2 protein-coding genes and 1 pseudogene are annotated in these 2,007 nt (G+C 40.4%); 1 reads left to right on the forward strand and 2 read right to left on the reverse strand.

What is annotated here, in order from left to right; all coding sequences use genetic code 11:
* Both ACFILT_RS01425 and ACFILT_RS01430 read right to left on the reverse strand, forming a co-directional pair.
* The coding region (locus ACFILT_RS01425; RefSeq protein ID WP_375679462.1) for a hypothetical protein at positions 1-264 on the reverse strand (264 nt) is incomplete at its 3' end.
* A complete protein-coding gene (locus tag ACFILT_RS01430; RefSeq protein ID WP_375679463.1) occupies positions 261-992 on the reverse strand; it encodes an antA/AntB antirepressor family protein in 732 nt (243 codons plus the stop codon). The genes ACFILT_RS01430 and ACFILT_RS01425, both read right to left, overlap by 4 nt.
* 377 nt (positions 993-1,369) lie before the next feature.
* Between ACFILT_RS01430 and ACFILT_RS01435 the strand changes: the two are divergent.
* Positions 1,370-2,007: pseudogene (locus tag ACFILT_RS01435) on the forward strand (phage tail sheath subtilisin-like domain-containing protein); the annotation flags it as partial.

A 2,007-nucleotide genomic window follows, 5' to 3' on the forward strand; every position in this document is an offset into this window, starting at 1 on the left:
AATAGAGCTCTCGAAATTTGGTTCATAAGCGCGCAACAAAGAATCCATGCTATGCGGTAACTCTGAATCACCAAAATCTGTTAGAACTGTTAAGATTTTAAGCATGCTTGGCATCTCATCTTGAAGTTTTAAAATCAAAACCTTTTCTATCAATTCCATAACTTCAACTATAGCATTACAATTTTCATCTCCAATGCTTCGATGATTGGAAAATTTAAACAGTGCCATCCATAAATCACACAAGAAATTGGTATCTATCTTCATTGCACACCTCCATGGATTTGTTCTCTCAAACATGCCAATCCTCTGGATGTGATTTTTGTTGAAGGGAGTACTTTCTCTGTACCATCCGGTCTTTGAATAGTGATAGCAGGACAATCCATGAATCCTTTCTTGATCTTGTCCTGATAAGGCAACAGAGGTGCTCCTGGAGCTCGTCGATAGACCCAATCATGTTTACGCAAGTAATCCGTTAAATCCTTTGGTCGTACCTCCAACATCTTTGCTGCTTCGATAAGACCAAACAACCCATCAGAGCGTTTTAAACCTTCCAAAGCCTCTGCTTTTGGAGCCAATTCGGCAATAACATGATCTTTCTGCTCAATTTGACTTTGTAAGTGATTCAAGACGCCAAGTAATGCTTCGGGTTTAGAGTAGTCAACTTGTGGTGTTGTTACTTGTTTCAAAAGCCGTTCGCATTTGATAAAGTATTGACGCGCTTCATGCCCTTTATCATTACGCTCTATCATTGAAAGGTGTTTAGCCATGTCTAAGGTAATGTGGTATTCTTTTACCTTTCCACCGTTTACTAAATTTTTAGTAAGCGTTATAAAGTTTATATTTTCCTGAAACTTACATTCTTTAATGCGATTTTTAATCCAATCATTAAAGCGAGCTTTTATCTCTAAAAACGCATGCAAATCACGAGCGTTTACCGTTTGAACAGTTTCCTGATCGATAACCTGTTCTCTAATTTCTATAAGAGTATTCATAATGAATTCCTTATGGTTAGATGTTTTTGATTGACACTCTAAGAAGAGTGCCGGGTGCTCAAAAACACGGCCATAAGTCCGTCGTTACACTTTCCCCGCAAGGGTATTGTATAGCGTAACCACACCCGACAATATTATTATACGCATGTAGCATATAATGAGTCAAAGTCTTTAATGTATAGAAGACTGATTATTTCGGTAACCAATCCGCTTATGGTTTAAGGTGTTTTTGAAGCACCTGATTCGAAAATACACATTGCAGAAATAATGTCAAGCACCTTTCTATATTTTTGTTAATTTCATCTATAAATGCTGGACGCTTAAAACACAGCAATCATCCCTTCATTTCATTCGCCAATATTTTAAAGGAGTATAAAATGGCAACAGGTTTTTTACATGGTGTTGAAGTCGTTGAAGTTGACGACGGCACCCGCCCCCTTCGCGCGGAACAATCGGCAGTTATTGGGATTGTTGGCACAGCACCCGATGCCGATGAACAAGCATTCCCTCTCAGCACACCGGTTTTGGTAGCGGGTTCTCTTTCACAAGCCACAAAACTCGATAAAACTGGCAAACGACGCGGTACATTACCCAATGCTCTTGATCTTATTTTTAAGCAAGTGGGGGCACTTGTCNTATTGGAGCACAATCCATTGTAGGACAAACACCACGCATTCTGATTGCGCCAGGCTTTACACATCAGCGCCCTTCCAGTGTGAATATTGAAGAGAATGAAACGGGTGCAACTGCCAACCCCGTCGCAGCAGAACTGATTGGCATTGCTGAACGTCTGCGTTCTATTGTGGTGCTTGATGCACCAAACACAACAGATGAAGCAGCCCTTAGCACAGCAAAGGATTTTGATTCAAAACGCGTCATTCTTATTGACCCTTTTGTAAAGGTGAATCGTGATGGAAAGATCATAGAACAGCCGGCAAGTGCGGCAGTTGCTGGTGTCATTGCTAAAACTGATTTTACACACGGTTTTTGGCATTCTCCTTCAAACAAAGTGATT

The organism is Bartonella sp. AP7XZML, assembly GCF_042195745.1.
GTDB lineage: Bacteria > Pseudomonadota > Alphaproteobacteria > Rhizobiales > Rhizobiaceae > Bartonella.

Coding starts and splice junctions, on each gene's coding strand:
- ACFILT_RS01430 (WP_375679463.1), bottom strand. CDS start 992: ATGAATACTCTTATAGAAATTAGAGAACAGGTTATCGATCAGGAAACT.